This window comes from Clostridioides sp. ZZV15-6383 (genome assembly GCF_020657735.1).
GTDB classification, from domain to species: domain Bacteria; phylum Bacillota; class Clostridia; order Peptostreptococcales; family Peptostreptococcaceae; genus Clostridioides; species Clostridioides difficile_D.
The window spans coordinates 1-4,494 of the sequence record NZ_JAGWCV010000104.1; the positions used below are offsets into that span (position 1 = coordinate 1).

The 4,494-nt window shown below is 27.1% G+C and carries 3 protein-coding genes and 1 pseudogene; all 4 read right to left on the reverse strand.

The features are described from left to right. Nucleotides 1–130: 130 nt before the first annotated feature. The 4 genes and pseudogenes from gap to KGF42_RS18725 all read right to left on the reverse strand — a co-directional run bounded on the left by gap (nt 131) and on the right by KGF42_RS18725 (nt 4,038). Nucleotides 131–1,147: a type I glyceraldehyde-3-phosphate dehydrogenase gene (gene gap, locus KGF42_RS18710; RefSeq protein WP_227822672.1), complete on the reverse strand. Its 1,017-nt coding sequence runs from the start codon at nt 1,145–1,147 to the stop codon at nt 131–133. A 740-nt stretch (nt 1,148–1,887) separates the two neighbouring features. Further along, a pseudogene (locus tag KGF42_RS19985) lies at nt 1,888–2,351 on the reverse strand (DUF4624 family lipoprotein). A 303-nt stretch (nt 2,352–2,654) separates the two neighbouring features. Further along, nucleotides 2,655–3,263 (reverse strand): NUDIX hydrolase, encoded by a 609-nt coding sequence (locus KGF42_RS18720; protein ID WP_227822673.1) that lies wholly within the window; start codon nt 3,261–3,263, stop codon nt 2,655–2,657. A 73-nt stretch (nt 3,264–3,336) separates the two neighbouring features. Continuing rightward, nucleotides 3,337–4,038: a phenylalanine--tRNA ligase beta subunit-related protein gene (locus KGF42_RS18725; protein ID WP_227826876.1), complete on the reverse strand. Its 702-nt coding sequence runs from the start codon at nt 4,036–4,038 to the stop codon at nt 3,337–3,339. Nucleotides 4,039–4,494: the final 456 nt, after the last annotated feature.

Consider the following 4,494-nt stretch of genomic DNA (forward strand, 5'->3'; position numbering starts at 1 on the left):
CAAATATAAGTTGTAACTTGTATCTTTTACAGGAAACAAAAAAGATTATGAAAAAATTTTTCCTTCAATATTTTTCATAATCTTTTTTTAGTTTTATAGAATTTTTTTCAAAATTTTTTAAAGTTATTCATTATTTTAATTTTTTAGCTATATATTTTACTAAATCAACAGTTCTTGAAGAATATCCCCATTCATTATCATACCATGAAACTACTTTAACCATATTGTCTTCTATAACCATTGTGGATAAAGCATCTATTATAGATGATCTTGAATCTCCTTTATAATCTATAGAAACAAGTGGCTTGTCGCAATATCCTAAAACTCCTTTTAATTCTCCTTCAGCAGCATCTTTTAACACAGAGTTCACTTGTTCAGATGTAACGTTTTCTTTAAGTTCACACACTAAATCAACAAGTGAAACTGTTGGTGTTGGCACTCTAAGCGAAAAACCATTTAATTTTCCTTCTAATTGTGGTAATACTCTTGACACAGCTTTTGCTGCTCCTGTAGTGGTAGGTATTATAGATTCAGCCGCCGCCCTTGCTCTTCTTAAGTCTTTATGGCTCTTATCTAATATTCTTTGATCGTTAGTATATGAATGTACTGTAGTCATTAACCCCTTTACTATACCAAATTTTTCGTCCAATACTTTGGCAAAAGGTGCTAGACAATTTGTAGTACAAGATGCGTTTGAAATTATATTGTGCTTTTCATTATCATATTTTTCCTCATTAACTCCGATAACTATAGTTATATCTTCATTTTTTCCTGGAGCTGTTATAATTACTTTTTTTGCTCCTGCTTTAATATGTTTTTCTGCCTTTTCTCTTTGTGTAAATAGACCTGTCGATTCTATTACTATATCAACTCCCAATTCTTTCCATGGCAATTCTTCTGGGTCATTATATCTTAATATTTTTATTTCTTTAGAATTTACTACTAGAGTTTCTTCATCTTTTGCTTCTACTTCACCTCTAAAAGTTCCATAGCATGAATCATATGTAAATAAATGTACCAAAGATTCTGTTGTTGCTCTTGCATTTATGGCTACAATTTCTATATTATCTCCTAATTCTTCTTGAGCTATTCTTAATACAGCTCTTCCTATTCTTCCAAATCCGTTCATTCCTACCTTAATTTTCATTATGAAATGTCTCCCTCCATTACTATGTTTTTACATGATTATTGTACACTAAACAAATCATTTGTTCAATACTTTTTCTTGATTAAATAATTAAATTCTATGTTTTTTTATTGTTAAAAGACAATTAGTGTATCATTTTTATCTCTATTTAGTGTATACTTTTTAGTATAAAGAGGCTGAAGCTATTTATTTTGCTCAATGTCCCTTGGGACATATTTTGCCATTTTTTTTAATTTTTAAACCATACTTATTCTTAAAAATACTATACCTCCCACACTCTCCTCTAATTCAAAATATATAAAACAAATAAATTATTATTTAGTTCCAAAAATATATGAATTTTTAAAATTTACTATAATTATTATTCATATATCAAAATATAAATTTTTATTAGCTTATTGTTAACTAATTTCTAGAAATGTAATTAATTGAAAACTTAAAAATATATTTTATAAATTATAAAAAGTACTTCCAGTATTTTGTTATTACCTTATACTGTTATAAAATGCATTGACTCAATCCATCATATCTTCCTTTTTATAGATAGCATCATTCTTCTAGATAAGATTTTTCATCAAGCACAAGCTCCTATTTTCAAGAGCATGTGTGCCAGCTTTTGAGGTGCATGCGTGTTTCAAGTAAAAATGTACAGCGACTCATTTTTAGATACGAAAAAACAGTCAATCATAAATATTAACTGCTTTTAGGTACTGAATATTAAGTTATAGACAAACTGGAATTTATTTTGAAGGTCTTTCTTTCTCCTGAACCAAATAGCTTTCAAAAGTAGCCTTTACAACAGCATGATTTATTTTAGTTCCAGTAAACCATATAGCATACTCTTTCTCCTTTTGCATATTATCAAGAGAAATTGTGAATGTATCATTATCAATACTTTCATGCCATGTATTACTCCATAAAGTTTCGTCTGTTTTATTATCTTTTATTTCCACAAGACCACTCTCTCCGTCCATTTTAAAAGAAATCTCTGTGTTTAAAACATCTATATCATCAGATACACAAAATAAACGTGCATTAACAAATGGGTCTGAAATATCATAATTTTTATCTAATTCATTTCAATAGTTGTTTGTCCTGATTCTTTGTTGCTTGAATTATTATATTTACTTTCATTGCTTTTTTTGCAAACTGTCAAGCTAACTACACTGATAATGCTAATTAAAAGAATAACTAATTTTTTCATAGGCTTATCTCCTTTACAACTTCTAATTTTTAGCCCTATAAGCTAGAATATTAAACTAATCTACTATTTTGCTTGTATTTTACATCAAATTTTTCAATTATTTAAACGTATACATTTTATCATTTTTATTACAGGTATGTTAAATAGTTTTGGTATTTCAGTTGTTATAGCATCTGGAATTGGTTTGATTTATTTAAAGATACAGGGAATTATAATTTACTGTATAAAAAAAGAGATTATAATTTCTACAAGTAAAATAAATCTCAACAGTTTACTTCTCTACATAATCTCTTTTCTATATAGTTATTCAAATAATTTACTTCCTAAGCTTACAAACATCTGTAAAATCAAAAATGCTTTTGTGTCTATCTTATGATTACTCTGTAGAATCTCCTTTGCTTCTTCTTGTGAAACTAAAAGAGCTTCAATTTCTTCATCCGGCTCTAAAAATTCATCTGTTATATCACCATCACATTTACAATAAACAAAAGCAACAGATTCATCACTCATTCCAGGAGATAAATATACCTTATCACTACTCTTATTTTTTTGAATTTCTAAAATAGTAAGTCCTGTTTCTTCTCTAAGTTCTCTTTCAACAGAAATAGCTATAGATTCTCCTTCATCAACAAGACCTGCTGGTAATTCATATATATAATCATTGATAGGTACTCTAAATTGTCTTATTAAAACTAATTTTTCACTGCTTTTATGAAGTCCAACTATTACAACTGCATCTACACTATCTTCTTCATTCTTCAAATAGATGTTTTCTAATTGTTCACTACTTTTTCTTGATGCTACCATCCAAACCTTATCTTCATCTAATTTGTTTTTATACTCAATTTCAAAAAGTCCTATAAACTTATTTTCAATCATTGGTTTTACATTCTTTATTACAGTTTTTTTCAAATTTACTACGACCTTTCTTTTTTTAATACCATTAATTAGATATAATATCTTAACAAATATTCAACTTATATTATTATATTTCCATCTCTGGGTTATCTTTATCCACAAAACCTACTTTAATTTCGCAATCAAAGATTTCCTTCAATAATTTTGCTAGTTCTTCTCTTGCACTCATTACCTTATCTAAGTTAGCATCAGTGAAACCATCTATAGGAAAAAATATATTTTTTGAACTATTAGTGATTTTTCCTTCTTCCCCTTGTCTCCATATCCATCTTCTAGTTTTTACCATATCGCCCACAGAATAAATTAATTCTCCATCTTCCATCAACTCAACATCAGTTTCTCCAAATGGTACAAATTTGTCTCCTTGTTTTGAGAATCTAACATGTACATCATCATTTCTAAAATCCATATCATGAGCACCCATTGGAAGTAAATATTTTAAAGAAATAGAGTTTCCTAAATCTACGATAGGATTTATATGAGGAAGTTTCTTATTCTTAGCAACTCTTGTTGTCATTGCTTCTATCGAACTCATAAATTTATTTGGGTTCATTCCTAAACTTCTAAATGCCTCTCTATATGGTATAATTTCTTCCGATTCCTTTACTTTTTTATCTTTAAAGTAATCTTCTACTCTATCTATACTTATATCTAAAAGATTGCTTATTCTTTCAATTTCTTTAGTGTTATCTATTCCTTTTGCTACTACTACACCAAAGCATACATTTTCTAATTTATCAAAGACTTCTTTTTCTACTATAAATTTCATTTTGTCTTATCCTCCTGTTATTTTACATTATTTTCTAAGTAAATTTTATCACTTTGTGTCTTATAAATATACCCCCTATTTAGGAATTGTTTAATTTTTTTTAATTTTCCAATTAATGTTATATTGATTCTCATCAAATATTTTATATGTAATAATTACAAATTTAACTTTCAAAAACAAATGTCTTGATTTATAATGTATAATATATTTTTTATGGAGGTAATATTGTGAAAAATTTTATTTTAATATATTTTATAATTATTAATTTTATTGCTTTCTTTTTAATGTGCATAGATAAAAAAAGAGCGATTAAAAATGAATGGATGTACTGAGACCCAAAAGTTGGACTTTATACAGGAATGAAATTTTCATTCCTGTTTTTTTAGCTTTATGTAACTTTAGATTCATATTCAAATCTATATTTAACAGGGCTACGCCAATTTAATTTTTCTTTAA

Bases quoted from the DNA above. Each gene is read 5' to 3' on its own strand.
- gap (WP_227822672.1), bottom strand. From the start codon at position 1,147: ATGAAAATTAAGGTAGGAATGAACGGATTTGGAAGAATAGGAAGAGCT.
- KGF42_RS18725 (WP_227826876.1), bottom strand. From the start codon at position 4,038: ATGAAATTTATAGTAGAAAAAGAAGTCTTTGATAAATTAGAAAATGTA.